The organism is Mesorhizobium sp. P2_F5 (assembly GCF_056403715.1).
Window position 1 is genome coordinate 1 of sequence record NZ_JBFUEY010000056.1, and the last position, 1,134, is coordinate 1,134.

Consider the following 1,134-nt stretch of genomic DNA (forward strand, 5'->3'; position numbering starts at 1 on the left):
GGGGAGAGCGACTGTCTTGTCAGTCAAGCGGTTTGCCATGGTTTTTGGTCCCGGATCATTGCGTTGAGGATTGTGAGCAGCTTTCGCATTGTTGCGACGACGGCGACGATCTTGGGTTTGCCGGCGGCGACGAGACGATCGCGGAAGAGCTTGAGGACGGGGTTGTATCGAATGGCAACGAGAGCGGCCATGAACAACGCTGAGCGTACGCTGCTTCTGCCGCCGCCAATGAAGCTCTTGCCGCGCCAGACACCGGACTGTCGCGTGAAGGGGGCAAGGCCGGCGAGCGCCGCAATCTGGCGGCGGTCGAGGCTGCCAAGTTCAGGCAGTTCGGCAATGAGGGTTTTCGCCACGGTTGGCCCGATACCGGGCATGGAGGTCAGCAAATCCTGGCGCACCAGCCATGATGGCGACTTGCGGATATGACCATCCATATCCTCGTTGACACTGTCCAGCTCACGCCTGAGCGCCGCCAGCAGCCGCTTGATGCTCTTCTGGGTCTGCCTGGCGGTTGCGGCTCTGGCACGGTTCTCCTCTGCCACGATCATGGTCACGATCTGTCGGCGCCGGGCGACAAGGTCGGCCAGCAGCCGGGTCTCGGCGTCCGGCAGAGGACGCAGTTCGGGCCGCATGGCGGCCGCAAAGGCGGCAATCACCGCAGCATCTATGGGGTCGGTCTTGGCCCGCTTGCCGAGCGCGTTGGCGAACGCACGCACTTGCGCTGGGTTGACGATCACTACCGGCAGACCAACTGCCGACAGCTCGACCGCGACCAACGTCTCCAGACCGCCTGTCGCTTCAAGCGCTACGCGCTCGGGCTTCAGGGCATCGAGACGGCCTCTCAGCCGCGCGATACCCTCGCTGTCATTGGAAACACGAACACTCTCGCCCGAAGGCAGGATGTGCACGTCCAGCCAGTCCTTCGAAACGTCGATCCCCACAAAATGCGCGTCCATCTTGTCCCATCCTTGCCTAATCGGGCTTCGCTTGCGGCCCAGGCGACTGTTCGGGTTCGATGGAACGGCGGACGAAGAACCAAGCTCTCCCACGGGCTTCCTGGCCCAAAGATGCGTCGGCCTCTCGTCCGCCACCGCATCCGCCATCATAACGGATTCGGCAAATGACAAGTTACAA

The 1,134-nt window shown here is 62.5% G+C and carries 1 protein-coding gene; it reads right to left on the minus strand.

The genetic code is table 11. From position 1 onward, the window contains the following. Nucleotides 1-23 precede the first annotated feature (23 nt). Nucleotides 24-956 (minus strand): IS110 family RNA-guided transposase, encoded by a 933-nt coding sequence (locus AC1DYO_RS32105; protein WP_477268672.1) that lies wholly within the window; start codon nucleotides 954-956, stop codon nucleotides 24-26. Nucleotides 957-1,134: the final 178 nt, after the last annotated feature.

Excerpts from the sequence above, each read along its gene's own strand:
- AC1DYO_RS32105 (WP_477268672.1), bottom strand. The coding sequence starts at position 956 with ATGGACGCGCATTTTGTGGGGATCGACGTTTCGAAGGACTGGCTGGAC.